The organism is Bacillus cereus group sp. N11 (genome assembly GCF_016483605.1).
GTDB classification, from domain to species: Bacteria; Bacillota; Bacilli; order Bacillales; family Bacillaceae_G; genus Bacillus_A; species Bacillus_A toyonensis.
Genome location: NZ_JAEHBN010000001.1, coordinates 411,546 through 430,730 on the forward strand (window position 1 = coordinate 411,546; position 19,185 = coordinate 430,730).

The window sequence follows — 19,185 nt, forward strand, 5'->3', positions numbered from 1 at the left end:
GGCTTATAAGATAAATATATTACGTAGTTAGGAGTAGGAAAATGGAAAGAACTATCGGTATCGATGCTGGAGGAACATTAACGAAAATTGCTTATATTAATGAAAAAAAGGAATTAGCTTTTGAAAAGTTTTATTCACATGAACAAAATAAAATTATAGATTGGCTTCAGAGCAATAATAGAATGAAACAAATATGTATTACAGGGGGTAAAGCGAAACTATTACAACAACTACTTTCAGATGCATATACACTAGTAGAGCTAAACGAATTTGAAGCTACTCTTGCAGGTGTACGATACATATTAAAAGAAGAAAAACATTCTATAAACAACTTTATTTTAACCAATATCGGTACAGGTACTTCTATCCATTACGTTTATAATGACCATTATATTCGCGCTGGAGGAACTGGAGTTGGCGGAGGTACTATTATGGGACTTTCAAAATTATTAACAAATATTGATCATTTTGAAGATGTAATCCCTCTTACAAACATAGGTTCTAGAAAAGAACTAGATATTACGGTGGGAGATATTTATGGTGGTATTCTCTCTCCTATTGATAATAGTTTAACTGCAAGCAATTTTGGTAAAGCCGCTATTACAGACTCAAATTATAGTAGCTCAGATATAATCGCTACTGTACAAGGACTTGTCGGTGAAGTCGTTACTGCATTAAGCCTTCAATTCGCCGAAGCAAAAAACATTGACCATATTATTTATATTGGTTCGACTCTATGTAATAATGTACACCTTCAAAATATTATTAGTAGCTACACAAAATATCAAAATAAAACACCAATCTTTTTACAAGATGATGGTTATAGTGGTGCAATTGGCGCTTTACTTCATGCTACAAAATAAAGAGGCTGACTTTTGTCAGCTTTTTTTGCAATGGTACTTCAAATTCAATAATTGACTCTTCGTTCTCTCCAATTCGCTCCACACTAATTCTATTAATCACACAATTTAATTTCTCATGAAAACTAGGAATACTTTTAACTACTTCAGCAGCTAGCTCAGCACTTTCTTTTCTCCCGACTGTTACATGTGGGATATACGGAATGTCTTCTTTCAAAAACTGTAATAAAGGTCCTGTATACAGGATATTACGTAGATCTTCTATTTGTTCTTTCCCTTTTTCAACTCGTAAAAACAAATATGCTCCTTCACTCGTTATTTGATTCGCAAATTCAATTTCTATATTATATATCTTTTTTGATACATTCAAAATATGTAATTTCAACTCATCATTTGAAATAGGACTTTCAAACGGAAATACAATTGTAACATGCGGTGGGATTAATCCGAATAAAGGATCATGCTCTAGTCTAATGTCCTCTATTTCATGGATGGACATGTTCTTTAGAAAAAGTAAAATGGTACGCATTTTTATATCCCCTACTTCCCCTTAATTTTTTATATTTATCATATTGTATGGCAGCCTGTACTTCAACAAATTGTTTTGCTTACATCTAAAAATAAAAAACTTCTCAAATGAGAAGTTTTCATATAGCAGGATTATTATTTTCCCGCCAAACTTTCCTAAATTTTATATAACAAGCAATTCTCCATGGAATAATATACGAAACGGCAACGACATAAAATAATAAACCAATCGTTTGTGGATCCAAATCAACAATATATTGCCTTGAACCGTATCTTAAAACAACAAGTGCAATAAAAGTAATTAGAAAAGCTGTGCTTTTTTTCGTATAAATATTCCCATCATCTCTTCGTTCGTAATTTGTTAAAATTATAAGTGGTACGGCGAAAAGAATCCCAATGCATGCTGCTAAAACTACTTGTAAAATAGCTGGATGTACGGGACCAAAAAACCATATTATCCCTGGCGTTAAAAATAGTAATGGCCACAAAATTCGTTTTCCTGTTCCTTTTATCGGTTTGTACATAGAACGGTAACGACGCCAAAATATTAGTAGTGCAATGCATACAAAGACGGTTATTAGTGAAGAAGTGTCTCCCATTTGTTTTTCCTACTCTCCCAAAATATATACTTAATTACACTTTAAATGGTTTGCTCAAATGATACTTTTCGAATAAATATACCGCTAGTCACGATATAGACGATAGTTAAAACAATTGAAATGACAATAAAGTATGGGATATCTATTAAAGATAGATTAGATGTAGAATTTAAATCCTGTATTCCTACTTCTGCATAAAGTACACTATTCAATGATATAAAAAATGTTCCGCCTATCATAAGACCAATCCACTTAAAACGTTTCTTAATCACTACTGCTACTTGAAAAAAAGTTGCAATTGTAACATACAATAATAGTTGTACAATAAACTGTTTAACTGATTGTTCTCCTAAACTAATATTTACTGTTCTATACAATGTATTTTGTAAAATAATCACTTGAAGGAATGAGAAAACCGCAGCTTGTAATATGATATAGCAAACTGATCCAATGAAAAACTGTAATCTCGTTACTCCAAATGAAACTGCTAAACGAAACACATCATCCTGTATAATAAAAGTACTTACTACTATAAACAATGTAATTACAATCGAAGGATTATTTAATATATGTTGTAAAAATCCTTCTCTTATTTCTTTTAACTCCATTACACTTGTGATCCCTTTTATAAGTAAAGCTGTAATCCAAAATATTAAAATTGCTTTATAATGAAATTTTATATGTAACTTTAACTGCTTCATTATCATCGTCATTTCACTTCACCACCAGTTATGTGAATAAATAATTTTTGTAATGTAATTCTATCAACTACTAACCCTTCTATTTCAAGAGAGTAATAATCTTCATTAGAAAGTTTTTCCCATATAATAGTAATCCCCTTATTTCCATAAACTTCTCGATTTAAAACTTTTTTATTAATTAAGAACTCATCCACTTTATCTTTTTTCCCCGAAATAATATGTCCTTGTTGTAATAAATCTTCCACTGATGATTGAACAACTAACCTTCCTTCTTTTATGATGATTACCTCTTCAATTACATGAGTTACTTCTTCTACTAAATGTGTTGATAATATAATTGTTCGAGGATGCTCACCATAATCTTCTAATAGTAAACTATAAAACAACTCACGATGCGCTGCGTCTAAACCTGTAGTTGGTTCATCAAAAATAGTAATTGGTGCTCTACTTGCTAGTCCTTGTATTATTCCAACGACTGTTTGCATGCCATGTGATAGTTTATGGTATTTCTCTGTCATATTAAGCTGAAATTTATCAGCAAGTTTTTCAGCGTACTCTCCATCCCAATTTTTATAAAACATGCTACACATCTTAAAAATTTCTCTTACTTTATAACTTAAATGAGCTTCTTCTTTCACTCTAACGAAACAAATATTTTGCATCGCTTTACTATTTTCAAATACATTTTCACCTAATATTGATACACTTCCACTACTTGAAATAATTTGTCCTGCGAGTAAATTTAATAGTGTCGTTTTCCCTGCTCCGTTCCTTCCAAGCAAACCATATATTTTATGCTCTTCCAATGAAATAGTTACTTCATTTACAGCTATTTTCTTTTTATATTTTTTCGTTAAATCTTTCGTTTCAAGTGCAAACATTACTCTTTCCCCTCCTTCGTAATTTTTTGTATCATATCCATCAATTCGCCTTTTGATATTTCTAGTACTTTTGCTTCTTCCCACACTTTAGGTAAATACTCTGTCATAAAAGTATTTTGTCTTTTTTTTAGTACGACTTCTTTTGCTCCCTTTGCAACAAACATCCCGATCCCTCTCTTTTTATATAGAATCCCCTCATCTACTAATACATTTACCCCTTTAGCTGCAGTAGCTGGATTTATTTGTAACATCTTTGCAAATTGATTTGTCGATGGAACTTGTTCTTCTTCAAGCAATATATCTTTTAAAATATCAGATTCAATAGTTTCCGCAATTTGTAAGTATATTAACTTATTTTGTTCTAGAGTAGGTTTCACAATTTCACCCCTTAGGTTCATAGGTTCATTACTTATGTAATTAACCATATCACATAGCAATTATTTTTTCCATAAATTTCTTATATATAAAAAGAGAATCATTCGTTTAAGAATGACTCTCTTAAAAAAACCGTAGTTTCAACAATTATTTCAACTGCTGCACTGGATATTTAGTGAAATAAGATTTACGAAAATCTTTATCATTCACAAGCATTTTAATGTTTTCGTTATTATCCCTAAGGAACTTTACTACTTTATTTTTATCCCATATATCTTTTTCTTTTAGGAAATCATCAAATTTCCCATAGAGGATTGATAGTATATCTTCCCTCTTTATCGTAAACATTTTATTTTCTACTTGAAACTCGTAACCTTTTGCATTTGGTACTAAAACTGCAAGATAAATCACGTTAAAGAGAAAGTTCTTTTTCATCGTATCTTTCCCATCAAACCAATATGTCTCAATCATATCCTCTGTCAGATTTTCATGCTCTTTTGCGCCATAGTTCACTTTTATACTTTCATTTTCTAAACTTATACTTTGAACTGTTCCACCACCGGGTAAATTTTTAACAATTGCAACCACATCTGAATTATTACCAACGTACGTTCCAGTATATTTCTTAAAATCATCTGACCTAACATCAGATATATCTTTTATTCTTTCTCCGTTAGAACAAGCCGTCATAAATAAAAAAATTGTTAGCATAACGAGCACATTACGATGCATATATTTCATTTAGCACCCCCCATTTTTATCGATATTTCGTTACTTACTATACTGCTTTTCAAATCCCTTTTAAATATAAGCATTTTAATCAAAATTAAAAATTTTCAATTTTTAGGTTTACAATTATCCATTAATTGTATATACTTACTAACGTAAGAAAAAAATTCTAAAAGGAGGTCGAAGAAAATGATGAAATTACAATTACATGCATTAACTTTTGCGTTAGCTGCACCTTTGTTTTTCGGACAATTGAATATGAATTCGACCACCCTAATGGAGAATTGAAGAACGTACATTATTTCTTTTAATTCATAAATTCGCCACAGGAGGTCGTATATTTTCCTGTGGCTTTTTCACGCCCAGCCGTAGGAGAACTGTATCTTCCTGTGGTTTTTTTGTGCGGTTTTTTAGTCTCTTACATTATTTTTTAAAGAAAGGAGCAACATTCAATGACTATTAGCGTATTGTTTTTAAGTATTACGATTCAAAGAAATAGACGTTCCAATACGGAACTGCTTCATAATGAGCGAATTGAAAAAGCTATGGATGATGTTAAGGAGCGCCAAGTGCTTTATTGTGATCACCTGTAATTCCTTTTCGAAAGGAGGAATTCATTTATGACTTTTCATATTTTCTTTTTTACGACTGCACTTCAGAAAAACACTTTATCTGAAGATGAAATCATTCGTAAACAACAAGTAAAACAAACAACTGATAAAATAACTGACATTAAAATTTCATACTATACACAAATGTATTAAAAATATATTTTAAAGGAGCAATATCTTCATGAAATTTAAAGCATTCTTTTTAACCATTACCATTCAAAAGCGTAAACTTTCACAAAATGAGGTTTTACACGATCAACACGTTCAAACTACTATGGACGAAGTAAAAGAGCTTCAATCTTCTTTTTACAATCGTCTGTTCTAAATAAATCCTAAAGGGGTAATAATTCAATGAAATTTAAAGCATTCTTTTTAACCATTACCATTCAAAAACATACTTTTTCTGAAACTGAAATGCTTCACGAACGTCAAATTAATCAAGCTATGGATTATGTAAAAGAAAGACAGAGTCATTACTGTAGTCATTTGTAATTCCCATTTGAAAGGAGGAATTCACATATGAAGTTTCACCTTTTCTTTTTAACTATTACGATTCAAAAAGAAACGATTTCTCAAAATGAATTAAAACAAGAGCAACAGTATAAACAAATTATTGATGAAATTCGTGATTGTAAAAGTAAATATTACACTCACCTATAATTTATATGAATTAACTTGAAAGGAGTCGATTATGATGTTGATAGTACGGTGTAAAGAAATGATTTGGATAGTTCAGAGGGATTCCACATAGTTTTATAGACCTTAAATCCCACAAGTTTACCGTTAAATGTGATATATAAAAAACATATAATAAAATCGCATTAATACACTTTTTTATATTGATTAACAAACGAAAGATACACCACTTAAAAAGCGGTGAATCTTCCTCAACATATACTATTTTCGATTATTTCGTTTCGTTTTAAACAATCTTACTAAGTTTGAAACAACTGTTTTTGTTACTGCATAAACTGGTACTGCTAAAATCATTCCGATAATTCCCGCGAAATTACCTACCCCTAAAATTAAGATAATAATTGTTAACGGGTGAATATTTAATTTCGAACTCATAATACGTGGTGAAATAATATTACTTTCAAACTGTTGTACTATTGTAACAATAATAATTACGTACAATGCTTGCATCGGAGATACGAACAAACCTACAATAACAGCTGGTGCCGCACCGATAAATGGACCTAAGTTAGGAATGATATTTGTAAATGCTGCAATAATTCCTAAAACAAAAGCGTACGGTAAATCGATAATTAAATAACCGATGAAAGTAAAAGCACCAACAAATATACAAACGAGCGCTTGCCCTTGAATATATGCAGATAACGTTTCATTCGTTTCCTTTATGATACGAAGTCCTTCTTCACGGTAAGACTCTGGTAATAAGCTAACCGCTTTTCCTGGAAAGGCATGCCCATCTTTAAACATGTAAAATAAAATGAACGGTACTGTAAAGATAACTAACGCAACGTTCGTGATGATACCAAATAAAGCCGTTGCACTCGACGTAATTGTATTTGGTATATCCTTTAAGTATTCAATTGCATTTTTTTCAATTGTTTCAATGGAAACGTAATTTTGTGTAGATAACCATTCAAACAATCTGTGATGTGATAAATCTTGTATGTATACTTTTCCCTCTTTTATATACCCTGGCATATTTTTCACTAAATCCATTAACTGTTGTGAAATCGTCGGAACAACTACTCCAACGCCAACCGCAGTTAATGTGATGATAAAAAGATATAACAGTAGAATCGCTAAATTTCTAGGTACTTTTTTATTCTCCAAAAAGACTAATACAGGATTAAATATGAAGTATAAAAAAAGCGCGATTAAGATTGGGAAAAACAATGTTGATATGAAGATACCAATTGGTTGAAATAGAAACGATATTTTTGTGCAAATAAATATGATTCCTACAACCATTAGCACTTCTAATGTCCAAAAGTGCACTTTCGATTTCAAACAAACGTCCTCCTTTAAACTAGCACTTCTCTTTATTGTACCAAATTAAACTTTAATTTCACATAATATTTTCCTTTACAATATTCCAAAATACCAATAAATACACTACAATGAGAATACATACAAATTTGCAGGTAAAGGTGATAAAAATGACACAATGCATCATTTGCAGAAAAGATACGAAAGAACTGAGTGAACAATATGTCATCCCAGAAATATTATGTGGCTATTATTTCACAAACTCAATTTGTGATACTTGTCATGAACAAATGACAACAAATATTGATCGCCCTTTAATTAGGCATAAATTAAGTCAATTTAAGATTGAGCAAATGAAAAAACAAATCGACTCGCCTCTCTATACAAATGAGCATGGTGAGGAACTTGCGGCGGCTGAGACAGATGTTGTTGAAGTAAGTGATGAAATACTTTATTCCAATGCATTAATTATGAAACTATGTAAAAAGCACGATATTTCTCTACATAATGAAATTTGGAAAGAAGAACGTGTAACGAAAGTAGCTAGCTCTATTCAACGTGAATTACTTTTAGATAACCGTAAATACAAAATGAGCGTATTAAAAATGGCTTACGCTTTCGCTGTACAAACAATTGATGGCTACTTTGAAGATCCAGATGCAATTGATATTTCTAATATTCTATCAAATGCCGATTTCATGGAATTAAAAGAAAAGAGTATTGTTCGTGACTTAAGCAAAAGTTCATTATGGAATACATTAAATACAAATAGTGAAAACCATTACTTTATTTTACTTAGCGATAAAGACGGCCTATTCTGCTTCATTCGTTTGTTTGACATCTTTGATGTTGTCGTTCATTTATCAGAAAAGCGATATGAACTTGCATCGCCAATTGTAGGCGTAAATAATGTGAATAAGCAAGAATTTTATGTCCAAACTTTAAAACAGTATATGGATGGGTTATTTAAAGAAACACCATCTACTATTTAATCAAAATCAGAACATACGGTCTCCTTTCTTCATGAAAAGACACTGTGTTATAATGAGTATGAAAAGAACAATACAATCACATAAACTAATTATAAATTGTATATAAATAAAAAAGACTAGTGTGCGGCTACACACTAGTCCACGTAACTTAGCAGATTGGATTGTTCACTTATCCTATTTGTTTCTTACAAACAAAACAACCCACATTCTATTGGCTTAGGTGGGTTGTTATTTTTTGAGCTTGTCTATTAAAACGACGACGAACGTTAACAATGCAACGAGAAACAGTCCACCCTGCAGTAGCAACGCTATTTCACTCATGTATTATCACCCCCCTCCTATTCGGAGAAGTGATAATTGAACAACCAACCGTACCTTAAGTTACTATTTAATTTTACCATATTTTCTGATAGTTTACGATGAAAACCCGCATGCGAATCGCCTGCGGGTTTTTTCTCATTATTTTTTTAATGCAAATGCATCAGCTATCATTTCACCAACAATTTTATTTTCTTGTTTCTTCTCATCTTTCAATAAAGGGAATAACAGTTCTGCCACTTCATATGCCTCTTCTAAATGAGGATATCCCGATAAAACAAATGTATCAATTCCTAACGCTTCATATTCTTTTATTCTTTCCGCTACCGTTTGCGGATCTCCTACAAGCGCAGTGCCTGCACCACCTCTTACAAGTCCGATTCCAGCCCATAAGTTTGGGCTTATCTCTAACGACTCCCTTGTTCCTTTATTTAAATATGTCATCCGTTTTTGGCCAACTGAATCATATCTTGCAAATGTCTTTTGAGCAAGCTCAATCGTTTGATTATCTACATATTGAATTAAACGTTCTGCCTCTTCCCATGCTTCTTCTTCTGTTTCTCTTACAATTACGTGCAACCTGATACCGAATCGTACCGTACGCCCCTTCTCTTCTGCAAGTTTTCTTACTTCCTCTATTTTCTCTTTTACTTGCTGAGGTGGCTCTCCCCACGTTAAATATACATCACTATGTTCAGCTGCAACTTCTTTTCCAGCAGCTGATGACCCTCCGAAATATATAGGAGGATACGGTGTTTGGACTGGCGGGAACACGACTTTACTTTCTGTAACTTTAATATGTTTTCCTTCTAATGAGATCGTTTCACCTTGCAAGGTCGATTTCCAAACTTTTAAAAATTCATCCGCTGCTTCATACCTTTCGTCATGTTTAAGATACAATCCATCTCCTTGTAGTTCAACGGGATCTCCTCCAGCTACTACATTAATAAGTAATCGACCATCTGAAATTCTATCAAATGTAGATGCCATCCTCGCTGCAACTGTAGGTGACATTAATCCTGGTCTCACTGCTACTAAAAATTTTAGTTTTTCTGTTTCAGCAGCAAGAGCTGAAGCTAACACCCAAGGGTCTTCACATCCTTGACCAGTTGGAAGTAAAACACCTGTATATCCTAAATAATCAGCTGCCGCAGCAACCTGCTTATAATAACCATATTCAGCTGCTCTTCCTCGTTTTGTCGTTCCTAAATATCGACCATCTCCATAAGCCGGAATAAACCATAATATTTCCATACTCTTGCACACCCCTTATTTATTTTGAAACGCAAACTAAAAATATGTATATAAATTACCCCTAATAATTTACATATTAATTCCCTGTCTCACCTTTAAAACTATCTCGCCACCTTAAAAACTTCACTTCTAGTAAGCGGACGAGTGAATCAGAAAACTTCCCGACGAATGCAAAGATTATAATACCGACAAATACGATATCTGTATTTGAAAATTGCCTTGCATCCATAATCATATAACCGATACCTTCTGTAGATCCCATAAGTTCTGCTACTACTAAACTCACCCATGCAACACCTAACGATAACCTTGCTCCTAGTAAAAGGTTAGGCAATGCAGCTGGTAAAATTAGTTTCGTAATTAATTTTCGTTTATTAAACTCTAATACTCTCGCAACATCAAATAACTTTGAGTCTACACCTCGTATCCCTAAAAACGCATTTACGTATAAAGGAAAAAATGCACCGTCCGCAATTAATAATACTTTCGATGTTTCGCCAAAACCAAACCATAATACGAAAAGTGGCGCAACAGCTAAATGAGGTACAGTTCTTAACATTTGCACAGATGGATCTAAATATTGCTCACTTCTCGTTGAAAATCCAACAATCGTTCCTAAAATAACCCCTAAGCCCCCGCCAATAAAGAAACCAGCTGCGGCCCTGAATACACTAATACTTAAATGGCCGAATAACTCTCCTGTTTTAATAAGCTCTTGGAAAGCTAGAAAAATATCTAATGGTGTTGGTAAAACTGTTTTAGTGACAAGACCGAATACGCCAGCCAACTGCCAAATTATTAATATAATAACCGGTATAGTAATCGCCCTTACTAAAACTTTTATATTTAACTTCCGCACCTTCTTTACGCTGTTTTTCTCAATCATTATACTCGCTGGTTTCATAACAGCTTTCGTATTTTCCACTTTACAAAACCTCTTTTCACTTCGCTTTCAACGCTTTTTCTACGAAAGAATTATCTACAACTTTTTCCGTCTTAATTTCTTTCTTTATAGAACCGAGCTTATATTGAAATTTCGCTGTCTTTTGTTGTTCTGCTATTATTTCCTTCGTTACCGGAACTAAAATTGGTTTGTCGTGATTAAAAACTTCTTTTACGATTTCCGCATCTATCTTTTTTACAGAAGTGTATACTTTTATTGCTTCATTTAAGTTAGCATCTTGCCATACACGTGCTTTCTCATAAACTTTGAGAAATTTCTCAACTAATTCTGGATGTTCTTTCGCAAATTTTGTTCTCGTAATTAAAAATTCTGGTGAAGAGACATCTAATGTTTCACCATCTGCAATCACTTTCGCGCCCTTATTTACCGTATGTAACGAAATAAATGGATCCCAAATCGCCCATGCATCCACTGATCCTGATTCGAATGCAGGCTGTGCTTCATCTGGTTGTAATTGAATGACATTTACATCTTTTGCATCAATACCTTCTTTATCAAGTGCTCGATATAATAAATTAAAGGCACTACTTCCTTTTGCTACTGCAATTTTTTTACCTTTTAAATCTTTTATACTCGCAATCTTGCTATCTTTTTGAACGAGAATTCCAGTTCCTTTTCTCGCATAACTTGTATTGGCGATTTCGGTAAATCCAATACCTGCTGCTTGCGCTGAAATGACTGGAGAATTCCCTACTTCACCAAAATCTAATCGGTTTGATGCGATTGCTTCAAAATAAGGAGGTCCACTTTGGAACTCTGTCCATTTCACTTTAACTCCTTCTTTTTTAAACTCCTCTTCAAACCACCCCTTTTTCTTTGCTAGTAATAGTGGACTTAATCCTTGCTGTATACCAATTTGTATTGTTACATCTTCTTTCTTACTACTTGCTGTACTTTTTTCGCATCCTAATAAAAATACTGATATAGCTAAAGCAAAAGAAAGAACTTTAAATTTTTTATACATATAAAATCACCCTTTTCCTATATACTTGTTTGAATCAATCCTCCATATTCAAACTGCTCTAATACTTTCGTTCGAAGTTGTTGGAACGATTGTGAAGTTTTATTTCGCGGATAAGGCAACTTATTTTCAATCACTTTATGTATTTCCCCTGGTTTTGCACTCATAATGATGATTCGGTTTGAAAGATATATCGCTTCATCTATATCATGTGTAACGAATATCATTGTTGTTTTCTTCTGCTCCCAAATATTTAGCAATACTTCTTGTAAATGACTTCGAGTAAACGCATCCAGCGCTCCAAAAGGTTCATCAAGTAATAATACATTCGGATCTCTTAACAAAGCTCTTGCTATCGCAACACGTTGTGACATCCCACCTGAAATTTCTTTCGGATACGATTTTTCAAAGCCATCTAACCGAACGATTTCAACCCATTCTCTCACTTTATCTTTCACATACTTATCTTTTAACGACAAATCTGCCGCTATATTTTCTTCAACTGTTAACCATGGAAAAAGCCTATGTTCTTGAAAAATAAAACCTTGTTTCTTACTTGGTTTTACGATGCGCTCGCCATCAATAGCAACTTCCCCTTCAAAATCATTATCTAAACCTGCAACAATTTTTAATAATGTACTTTTTCCGCACCCACTCGGACCAATTATTGTAACAAAATCCCCTTTCTCTAATTGAAATTGAATATTTTTTAAAACTTGAACACTACCTGCTGCTTTCGCAAATTTCTTAGATACCCCTTTAATTGAAACTGTCACACGCTCACCCTCCCTACTATGAATCATTTGGATTAATTGATTATGCTGTTATGTAACTAATAAAAAAACCAAAGGCATTTTATCAATAGATAAAATGCCTTTGGTTTCTCCAATCAGCCACTTGTTATAGAATTAACTACATATTATACAAATATTTCCGATAAGTCAACTAGGTTTTAATGAACATTATTTATTTTTAAAGATAGTAGCAGTTTCTATTATAATTTTAGGAAGCAACTCTTGAATGGTATCCGTCAATGTATGAAGAGCTTCTTTTACAAATCCATCTTCAAAGTTTTCTATCGGCTCCGGTAATTCATCCTCATCTAATATGAAATATTCTCCATTTGGAAGTACCATAATATCGATAATTAAATCTTCGAAGGAAACTACTTCTTCTGTTATTTGTGTATTTTTTACGATATTAAAATAGGCGCCTACATAATTCCCTTCCTTATCTCTCCATACGTATAAATTGTAAGGACGATCTTCCCAGTAGTATGCAATTGTGTAACTTCCTTTTTGAATAGTTAACTTTGTATCGTGTGCCGTCATTGTAAATGAATACTGGACCTCGTGAAATAACACGATACTTTCCGATTGTTTTTTCAGCAATAAGCAATCGTAATCCACTATTGTCGAATCATACCGAATTTTTCTTTCTGTAATTTCAATTTTTGATGTACGTAATTGATTCATTATTTTGTTCCCCTTATGCTATTTCTATCCTTAATTATATCCATTTATATAGCAATTAAGAAGTATATAGTTGTTTATATTGTTGTCTACAATTACACAATAAAACTCCCTCTTATTTTAGAAGGAGTTTTTCACTATTCATGACTTATAAGTTTTAACCTTTCAGAAATCGCATTATAAAATTTCCGTTCCTCATCAACATTTAAGTGCACACGATTTACTGTTTTAGAAAAACCATATAACACCTGCGCTTTTACTGGCTCTTTTAACGTTATTTCAAAAGTAGCAGGTTCTTTTATGAACTCCATAACAGTTGCATCCAATACCTCTTTCTCTTCTTTTGCTGTTAGTGATTCCCCCTTGTAGAACGTAATATTATCAATTTGTGTAAATGGCAAAACGATTTTCTTTCCTAATCCGATTTGAATCATTACTTGTTTTTCTGTTATGATAATTGGACTTTTACGTATCGCTTGTATTTCAGCTATAAAATAAATCATCGCATATACGTTTAAAATAAGTAAAATCCAAGCTATTACTGGATTCCATTGATGAAGTAAATAATGAAAACCGATACTTTCAATTGCTGTTGCGTGAATTATCATGATATAAACACCTATAGCACCGGTGTTTTTATGGTAGGAATAGGTAAATTCGTCATCTGGTACTTTTGCACGCCAAGATAATAACGCATAATAGATTAGCTTACACTCAGTAAGCATGATATTTATAACTTTACTTCTTTTCATAGTGTCATCAAATGCTGCATCAATTGAATAAGAGAATGAAGAATACTCTTTTTTATGTGCTTTATATTTATTAATTATTTTAGGAAGCATTGTCACGATTTTATATAGAAGGAACAATTGTAAAGCTACAAATGCAATTTCCCCCGTCACTACTATATAAGAAACGAATGAAAAAGCTTGTAAATAGTCGCTTGGAATTATAAATCTCGCAAATATATATCCAGCTATTACGACAGGAAAGATATACGTTAACGAGTATCTTTTTCGAATAATAAAGAAATACGTAATGACTGGAATTACAAACATACAATCTAATAATGACCCAAGCACTACTTCTTTTGGAGCAGCTGGTACAATGGGAAGGGCATACAATAAATAGTTGGATAACATAATGCAAGATACGAGTCCAATCCAAATGCCTTTTCGCCTTCGCGATAGTGTGACACTCATACGTTCACTCCTTTATTTAAACACCTCGTTTAAGTGGTCTTTATAAAATGAAATAGCACGTTCAAATTCTTTTACTTCATCTACTTTCACGACTGTTTCAAGTAATAATTTCATTGCGGATTCATGTTCGTTTACATTATACTTTGCTAATGATAAAAATACTCTCATCGGATCGTTCTCAGGGAATTTCTTTACTCCAGCTTCTAGTACCACAATTGCCTTTTCATACTCTCCAATGCAACGATATGTACTCCCTAAACCGATATAGGCACCGCAAAGGGATTCACCATCAAGTCCATGTGCGATCGCCTGCTCATAATACGGAACTGCTTCTGTTTCTAATCCCATGACATCGTGTATCCATGCACATTGGTACAGTACTTCTGCATCTTTTGTAAAGTTTGTTAATCCTATAAGTATTTCTCTAGACTGCGCATATTTCTTTTCATTTCTAAGTTTAATAGCTTGCTTTAATAAATGTTCCATAGAATCCACTCCTCACCAATTATTCTGCGTATAGCTCTTGATTGGTTTATGCTTCACATTCGTGTAAAAGTAAAATTCCCACTAATTAAAGTTTCGCTTACCCATATACTATGCGGATTCATTCTTATCTAAAAACTTAATTTTACAAAGCAGTAATACGATTACATAATATCTCTAAGCTTTTGACAATTTCTTTCGCTGTTTCATCTTTCCCTTTACATAACTTTCCTTTACCATCTTGTCCAATTACATAGTGTACAGCCCCGCGCGAATATAAAGAATGTGGTGAATTTGCTATCATTACATTCGCCTTTGCTTCTTTCATTCTATTTTTCGCTCTCTCAAACAGTTCTTCTTCACTTAAATCACTTTCAAGCTTAAAACCAACGAGTACTGTTTCCGGATCCCATTGTTTTATTTGCTTCAAAACTTTTGGAGCTTTTTGAAAATGTATAATTGGTGCTATATCACTTGAAATTTTCCCATTCATATTAAGAACATTGCCATCTTGATCACAAATCTTTTCCACAACCCAATCTGATCCAGCCGCTGCCATAATAACCGCATCGACTTTTTCATGCGTAATGATACTTTTCATTTTATCTTGCAAATCAACAATTCCCTCAAATGGATGTAATTCTAATCCTCTATTTACATCGTTCGGTTTCTCAGCGAAATAACCGTGTAAATATATAACGTGTGCCCCTTTAGCTATAAGTTCTTCTGCGATTATTCTTCCAATCGTACCTTTAGCCATATTCGTATGTCCGCGTACTTGATCCCATTTTTCTAAACAACCACCGCTTGTAATTAATACCTTTTTCCCCTTCATTGTAACCATCCCTTACTGATTTTTCTTAAGAAACCATTCTGTTCCAAAGTCAACTATATCACGTTGCTTCATAAGACGGCTCGTTGCATTACCTATTTTCCCCATTGTTACAGTTCCTTTTCGCTCAAACTCTACACCAATTTCTACAAACGTATCTGATTCGTAATCCATTTCAACAAATTCTTTCCATACTCTTTCACCGTTTTCTATAATTGGTGCTCCTACTTTTATTAATTCACATGCACCAGAACGTACTTCAGATAAATGAACAGACGTATTCGAGTCATAGCCAACACCAATTAATAATATGTACCCATCAAAATCGTATATTTTTTTTAATGGTGATTCCTCTCCCAAACTCATCGATAGCGAATGATTCATTGTTATTTCCTCTGCATGTTTCCCCCATGCAGCAAAACTTCCTAATGGATGATTACTTCGTACTACATTCGGGTATGTACGAAAACATTCAACTATTTTCCCCATTCCTCTTGTTGGTGTTATACGTGGATCAAATGCTGGGACGCTATCACGTATAATTTGCCACCAATCTTCAGGTACAGGCGGTCTTGACCAATGTTTCGGATCAGATAAATCCGAAGATTGTGTTGGCATTATAATTGTTCCTTCTTCTGTAACGACTTTCATTAAAGCTTCTACTACTGCAACCACTCCGCCAGATATCCAGCCGATAGAACTTAATGATGAATGAACAATAATTGTCATTCCTTTTTCGACTCCTAGTGCTTTTAAATCGTTTGTAATTGTTTGAATTGTATTCGGAAATTGTGTACTCTCAACTATTTCATTCATTTTCATAACGGTTCCCCCACTAACCACGTATATTAAAATTTAAACTTTTATATAAATATATTATCATATTTTTCTTAATTTTTAACTTGATCGTATTCAATACTACAAAAAAATGGTAGTATTATTACGTAAAAAATAGTTAAATTATGGTATATTCATTTGAATTAATAAAAGAAGGTGAACAAATGAAAAAAATTCTATTTCCTTTTCTACTATTTGGGCTCATTTCTTTACATGCATGTGTTTCTATTAACAATGACTATGAGGGGTATTGGGTATTAGAAAAATCCAGATATAATGAAGGCGGATATGGGCCATTAAATTTATATGAAAAAGCACAAAAAGATCCAACTATGATTCATTACTCAAATGGTAGTATTAGTGAAGGAAAAAGAATGGTGTATGTAGCATTTGGAAAAAAGTATAAAAACGATAAAATTACAGTAAAAGAAGTACAAGACGAAAAAGACACATCTGTTATCGTATTACATATTGAAAAAGATAAAGGGCAAGATGAAAATCCCGTTTTATATATTGGTGCACCAAAACTTAGAAATACTATTAAAATTGTAGATGAAGATGGAAAGAAAATCTTTGAAATGAAGAAAGATGAAAGTGTTACATCACAGCAATAAAAAGTTACCATTTCAATTTACACTTTATAGATAGACGAAAAAGCCCATCAAAAATGATGGGCTTTTCTTTTCATTTTATCCTTCAATCGTAACCCCAGTAAACATCGATAAGTTTCCCGTTATTTTCTCACCAACTCGTAAAAATAACCCTGCCGCTCTCCCACTAATACAATGTGAGCCAATTAATAATTTACCAGTATACGGACCATCCCATGTATCAATGGTATAGTCAGGCATTTCTATGTATTGCTGATATATTTTCCGTTGTTCAAAGTAATATTCCGTTTTATCTTCAGCTAATAGTTCATCATTTTCGTATATAGATACGCCCCCACCTTCACGTCCATATAAAGGTTTAGAAACAAATGATTCATTTCTTTCTTTAAATGGCTTATTTGTAAAATATGTTGGTAAGAAGTATTTATTAATAATAACACGCTCTTCTTCTTCAAAGAAAACCGCTTTTTCATAAAGCTTCCAAATTAATGCAAGCACATTTTTATTTTGCATTACGAATGCGGCTGGTGGATTAATAATTTTCACTCTTCCTTGCGCTATATGATTTAAAAACTGCAGACCAATTCTTTTTCCATTTTTATCAACATCTGTAACTAAATATTCAATTGGATACAGTCGATATAAATAATGAATTCGCTTGCCATTTGGCGTATATATTCCATCATCTGTAACTACAATATCTTGAATTCCTATATATTCCGTGGGCTGATTTAGGCAATAACTTCTTAAAAACTGGACTGTTTGATGGTCTTCATCGTGCCAATCATAGCTACTAAAATATATCGTTTCTTCAGGATCAATATTATAGTCATGTTTAATTTGTTCCCATGCCTGTACAATATGCTCCTCAATATGATTCGGGTGATTCACATCGTGATAACGGCACAACACTTCATTTGCAACAGAAGGTTCTAAATATCCTGTTGGTGTATCACAATTCACTTCTATTAATTTAATAACATCACCATTTACGATAAAGTCGAGCCTTGTAAAATAAGAAAACAAACCAGTATGTTTCATTCTCGCAATCTCCCACGTTTCAGGCGGGAATCCGAGTTTTTGAAAATCTTCTGTCGTATGTACAATATATTGATACGTTCTATATAACACATACATTATTTCTTCTGTCGCTTTCGAAATAGCGGTATATGTGTTTACCGACATACGAAACATCCCTGTTGCCATATACTGATTCCACTCTTCATTCTCTAATAGACTCGGCCACGTAAAACCATTCCTACCAGCCTCTTCCGCAAGTGAAAACCATATTTTCATATACTCTTTCTGTTCTTGTTCTGTATACATGACTCTATTATCCTTTCTCTTTATGATCCGGCCGGCGCTTTTGCGTTCCCAATTCCACTTGAACCAGGATTTACTTTCGGCGTTTGTGTCGTAGATGATTTAGATGTATTTGTATCTGGCGTCACTTTATTTGATGGATTGGGCTGTTGTTTATTTAAATCCACTTTCTTTGAAGAATCGTTGTTGCTAGTAGTTCCGCCGTAATAACCTCCGCCACCGCTGCCACCAGTTCTCCGTTCATCTTTTTCACGATAAGAAAGAACATTGTTTGTATATGGTTTCTTCATTACATTTGGTTTGACTGTATAGTTCATATTTGAGGTTTTACTTGCTAATAAATATCCTGCTACGAACGGTAATATCGGTAAGTGAGAGTTTTCTTGATACGATGAAAATGATGGATTATTTTCCTTGCATAACTCATCTTTTTCTACATTTTCAGTAGTTGGGGCTTTATCATCACAATTTAATGGTTCTTGTTCGCTCCCTTGCTTCCCACCATCCGTTTTAACAGCGGTATTTTCTTGTTGTACATTTTCTTCTTCATAGTCACCACAACCTGTTAATAAAAAAGATGACACGCCAATTGAAGCAGCGACTTTCAAAAATTTATTTTTTTCCATTCTCATGTGCTATACACCTAATTTCTTTTATCTATATTTTTCCATTTAACTATATTATATAATG

27 protein-coding genes are annotated in these 19,185 nt (G+C 33.1%); 8 read left to right on the forward strand and 19 right to left on the reverse strand.

The window, feature by feature from the left end:
* The first annotated feature begins 41 nt into the window (after nucleotides 1-41).
* Nucleotides 42-863, forward strand: a complete 822-nt coding sequence (gene coaW / locus JDS98_RS02185; protein WP_199633500.1) for a type II pantothenate kinase — start codon at nucleotides 42-44, stop codon at nucleotides 861-863.
* On the opposite strand, the gene JDS98_RS02190 is transcribed toward coaW, so the two are convergent.
* The 6 genes from JDS98_RS02190 to JDS98_RS02215 form a co-directional block, all read right to left on the reverse strand.
* Nucleotides 853-1,389, reverse strand: a complete 537-nt coding sequence (locus JDS98_RS02190) for a 2'-5' RNA ligase family protein (RefSeq protein ID WP_199633501.1) — start codon at nucleotides 1,387-1,389, stop codon at nucleotides 853-855. The genes coaW and JDS98_RS02190 overlap by 11 nt on opposite strands.
* Nucleotides 1,390-1,507: 118 nt before the next feature.
* Nucleotides 1,508-1,987 carry a CcdC family protein gene (locus JDS98_RS02195; RefSeq protein ID WP_000502991.1) on the reverse strand — a complete coding sequence of 160 codons (480 nt, stop codon included), beginning with the start codon at nucleotides 1,985-1,987 and terminating at the stop codon, nucleotides 1,508-1,510.
* A gap of 41 nt (nucleotides 1,988-2,028) precedes the next feature.
* The gene (locus tag JDS98_RS02200; protein WP_199633502.1) at nucleotides 2,029-2,700 is read right to left on the reverse strand and encodes a DUF4052 family protein; all 672 of its coding nucleotides are present in this window, start codon (nucleotides 2,698-2,700) and stop codon (nucleotides 2,029-2,031) included.
* On the reverse strand, nucleotides 2,697-3,569 hold the full coding sequence (locus tag JDS98_RS02205; RefSeq protein ID WP_199633503.1) for an ATP-binding cassette domain-containing protein: 873 nt from the start codon (nucleotides 3,567-3,569) through the stop codon (nucleotides 2,697-2,699). Before JDS98_RS02205 ends, JDS98_RS02200 begins: the two co-directional genes overlap by 4 nt.
* A complete protein-coding gene (locus JDS98_RS02210; RefSeq protein WP_097838119.1) occupies nucleotides 3,569-3,946 on the reverse strand; it encodes a GntR family transcriptional regulator in 378 nt (125 codons plus the stop codon). Before JDS98_RS02210 ends, JDS98_RS02205 begins: the two co-directional genes overlap by 1 nt.
* Before the next feature lie 145 nt (nucleotides 3,947-4,091).
* Nucleotides 4,092-4,685, reverse strand: a complete 594-nt coding sequence (locus JDS98_RS02215) for a DUF4825 domain-containing protein (RefSeq protein ID WP_016108606.1) — start codon at nucleotides 4,683-4,685, stop codon at nucleotides 4,092-4,094.
* Between the two features lie 440 nt (nucleotides 4,686-5,125).
* Here JDS98_RS02215 and JDS98_RS02220 point away from each other — a divergent pair, with 440 nt between their 5' ends.
* Genes JDS98_RS02220 through JDS98_RS02240 form a run of 5 tightly spaced genes read left to right on the forward strand, consistent with a single transcriptional unit; the run spans nucleotide 5,126 to nucleotide 5,944 of the window.
* Nucleotides 5,126-5,266 carry a YrzI family small protein gene (locus tag JDS98_RS02220; RefSeq protein ID WP_000156183.1) on the forward strand — a complete coding sequence of 47 codons (141 nt, stop codon included), beginning with the start codon at nucleotides 5,126-5,128 and terminating at the stop codon, nucleotides 5,264-5,266.
* 27 nt (nucleotides 5,267-5,293) lie between these two features.
* Entirely contained in the window at nucleotides 5,294-5,437 is a 144-nt protein-coding gene (locus tag JDS98_RS02225; protein ID WP_000142707.1) for a YrzI family small protein, read from the forward strand.
* Between the two features lie 28 nt (nucleotides 5,438-5,465).
* Nucleotides 5,466-5,609, forward strand: coding sequence for a YrzI family small protein (locus JDS98_RS02230; RefSeq protein WP_000668979.1), 144 nt, complete (start codon nucleotides 5,466-5,468; stop codon nucleotides 5,607-5,609).
* A 26-nt stretch (nucleotides 5,610-5,635) separates the two neighbouring features.
* On the forward strand, nucleotides 5,636-5,776 hold the full coding sequence (locus tag JDS98_RS02235) for a YrzI family small protein (protein WP_097958282.1): 141 nt from the start codon (nucleotides 5,636-5,638) through the stop codon (nucleotides 5,774-5,776).
* Nucleotides 5,777-5,803: 27 nt separating this feature from the next.
* Nucleotides 5,804-5,944: a YrzI family small protein gene (locus JDS98_RS02240; protein WP_000668494.1), complete on the forward strand. Its 141-nt coding sequence runs from the start codon at nucleotides 5,804-5,806 to the stop codon at nucleotides 5,942-5,944.
* A 237-nt stretch (nucleotides 5,945-6,181) separates the two neighbouring features.
* Here JDS98_RS02240 and JDS98_RS02245 read toward each other — a convergent pair whose 3' ends face one another.
* Nucleotides 6,182-7,267: an AI-2E family transporter gene (locus JDS98_RS02245; RefSeq protein WP_000837897.1), complete on the reverse strand. Its 1,086-nt coding sequence runs from the start codon at nucleotides 7,265-7,267 to the stop codon at nucleotides 6,182-6,184.
* 149 nt (nucleotides 7,268-7,416) lie between these two features.
* On the opposite strand from JDS98_RS02245, the gene JDS98_RS02250 reads away from it, so the two are divergent.
* Entirely contained in the window at nucleotides 7,417-8,238 is an 822-nt protein-coding gene (locus JDS98_RS02250; RefSeq protein ID WP_000189689.1) for an HNH endonuclease, read from the forward strand.
* Between the two features lie 228 nt (nucleotides 8,239-8,466).
* On the opposite strand, the gene JDS98_RS30065 is transcribed toward JDS98_RS02250, so the two are convergent.
* From JDS98_RS30065 to JDS98_RS02295, 10 genes are all read right to left on the reverse strand, one after another.
* A complete protein-coding gene (locus JDS98_RS30065; RefSeq protein WP_001289320.1) occupies nucleotides 8,467-8,559 on the reverse strand; it encodes a putative holin-like toxin in 93 nt (30 codons plus the stop codon).
* Nucleotides 8,560-8,697: 138 nt separating this feature from the next.
* Nucleotides 8,698-9,810 (reverse strand): FMNH2-dependent alkanesulfonate monooxygenase, encoded by a 1,113-nt coding sequence (gene ssuD / locus JDS98_RS02255; protein WP_199633504.1) that lies wholly within the window; start codon nucleotides 9,808-9,810, stop codon nucleotides 8,698-8,700.
* 76 nt (nucleotides 9,811-9,886) lie between these two features.
* Complete coding sequence (locus tag JDS98_RS02260; RefSeq protein WP_087951058.1) at nucleotides 9,887-10,735, reverse strand: ABC transporter permease; 849 nt, start codon at nucleotides 10,733-10,735, stop codon at nucleotides 9,887-9,889.
* A gap of 16 nt (nucleotides 10,736-10,751) precedes the next feature.
* A complete protein-coding gene (locus JDS98_RS02265; protein ID WP_199633505.1) occupies nucleotides 10,752-11,738 on the reverse strand; it encodes an aliphatic sulfonate ABC transporter substrate-binding protein in 987 nt (328 codons plus the stop codon).
* A gap of 17 nt (nucleotides 11,739-11,755) precedes the next feature.
* Nucleotides 11,756-12,511: an ABC transporter ATP-binding protein gene (locus JDS98_RS02270; protein WP_199633506.1), complete on the reverse strand. Its 756-nt coding sequence runs from the start codon at nucleotides 12,509-12,511 to the stop codon at nucleotides 11,756-11,758.
* A 186-nt stretch (nucleotides 12,512-12,697) separates the two neighbouring features.
* Nucleotides 12,698-13,210, reverse strand: a complete 513-nt coding sequence (locus JDS98_RS02275; RefSeq protein WP_001072802.1) for a ribonuclease FAU-1 family protein — start codon at nucleotides 13,208-13,210, stop codon at nucleotides 12,698-12,700.
* A gap of 134 nt (nucleotides 13,211-13,344) precedes the next feature.
* Nucleotides 13,345-14,409 (reverse strand): hypothetical protein, encoded by a 1,065-nt coding sequence (locus JDS98_RS02280; protein ID WP_199633507.1) that lies wholly within the window; start codon nucleotides 14,407-14,409, stop codon nucleotides 13,345-13,347.
* A gap of 12 nt (nucleotides 14,410-14,421) precedes the next feature.
* Nucleotides 14,422-14,895: a tetratricopeptide repeat protein gene (locus JDS98_RS02285; RefSeq protein ID WP_141555946.1), complete on the reverse strand. Its 474-nt coding sequence runs from the start codon at nucleotides 14,893-14,895 to the stop codon at nucleotides 14,422-14,424.
* A 142-nt stretch (nucleotides 14,896-15,037) separates the two neighbouring features.
* Nucleotides 15,038-15,727 (reverse strand): phosphopantothenoylcysteine decarboxylase domain-containing protein, encoded by a 690-nt coding sequence (locus tag JDS98_RS02290; protein ID WP_000676697.1) that lies wholly within the window; start codon nucleotides 15,725-15,727, stop codon nucleotides 15,038-15,040.
* 12 nt (nucleotides 15,728-15,739) lie between these two features.
* A complete protein-coding gene (locus tag JDS98_RS02295) occupies nucleotides 15,740-16,540 on the reverse strand; it encodes an AAC(3) family N-acetyltransferase (RefSeq protein WP_131202461.1) in 801 nt (266 codons plus the stop codon).
* 185 nt (nucleotides 16,541-16,725) lie between these two features.
* Between JDS98_RS02295 and JDS98_RS02300 the strand changes: the two genes are divergently transcribed.
* Nucleotides 16,726-17,175, forward strand: a complete 450-nt coding sequence (locus JDS98_RS02300; protein ID WP_000721816.1) for a hypothetical protein — start codon at nucleotides 16,726-16,728, stop codon at nucleotides 17,173-17,175.
* A 75-nt stretch (nucleotides 17,176-17,250) separates the two neighbouring features.
* Here JDS98_RS02300 and JDS98_RS02305 read toward each other — a convergent pair whose 3' ends face one another.
* Nucleotides 17,251-18,498, reverse strand: coding sequence for a glutathionylspermidine synthase family protein (locus JDS98_RS02305; RefSeq protein ID WP_000287859.1), 1,248 nt, complete (start codon nucleotides 18,496-18,498; stop codon nucleotides 17,251-17,253).
* A 20-nt stretch (nucleotides 18,499-18,518) separates the two neighbouring features.
* On the reverse strand, nucleotides 18,519-19,127 hold the full coding sequence (locus tag JDS98_RS02310; RefSeq protein ID WP_199633508.1) for a hypothetical protein: 609 nt from the start codon (nucleotides 19,125-19,127) through the stop codon (nucleotides 18,519-18,521).
* Nucleotides 19,128-19,185: the final 58 nt, after the last annotated feature.